Annotated in this window: 1 protein-coding gene; it reads right to left on the bottom strand. The window is 66.1% G+C overall.

Features of this window, described 5'->3' with window-relative positions; translation table 11 throughout:
- On the bottom strand, nt 1–569 hold a 569-nt coding region (locus tag AACY08_RS28270; protein WP_339472397.1), incomplete at both ends, for a hypothetical protein.

The following is a 569-nucleotide window of genomic DNA, read 5'->3' as shown; positions in this document are numbered from 1 at the left end:
GATGCGATTGATGAACCGGCCGGCGTCATTCTCATCGCTGAAAAAACGCTGCCGCCACTGCGTATTCGCGGCGCGCGCATCCCGGAAGGCTCGAAGCGCAGCATCATCGCCGGCAATCAACGCATTCTCAAAGGCGTCCGACTGCCATTGATCGAAGCGATCCATCACCATCCGCGCAGCACGCCGATCGGAATCGTTGCTGGCGGCGCTGCGCAGACTGACCAGCCGCTTGCGGGCCTGCTCGATGCCCTGCACGGTCACGCCAACGAGATCGTCGCCTTGCGCGGCGGGGCGCGCAATCTGCGCCCGGTTCGGAATGTTGAGTTGGGATAGGCGCTGCAGCTCGTCGAGCATCCGGTTGGCGGCCGGCGTCAGCTGCGGGTCAATGACGATCCCGGCGTCCTCCAGCGCGGACACCACGTTGTTACGCACGCCCTGCACGGCATCGAGACGCACCGATGCATCCGCGCGGCCGGCTTGATCATACAGCGCGTCCTTGCGCGCGCGGGCCGCTGCCTCGTCCGTGCGAAGCCGCTCGATCAGTGTGGCGCCCATGTCCTGCGGCGACA

The organism is Pseudomonas sp. EL_65y_Pfl1_R83 (genome assembly GCF_963970695.1).
Classification (GTDB): Bacteria; Pseudomonadota; Gammaproteobacteria; order Pseudomonadales; family Pseudomonadaceae; genus Aquipseudomonas; species Aquipseudomonas tritici.
This window is presented reverse-complemented; position numbering and strand designations above follow the sequence as displayed.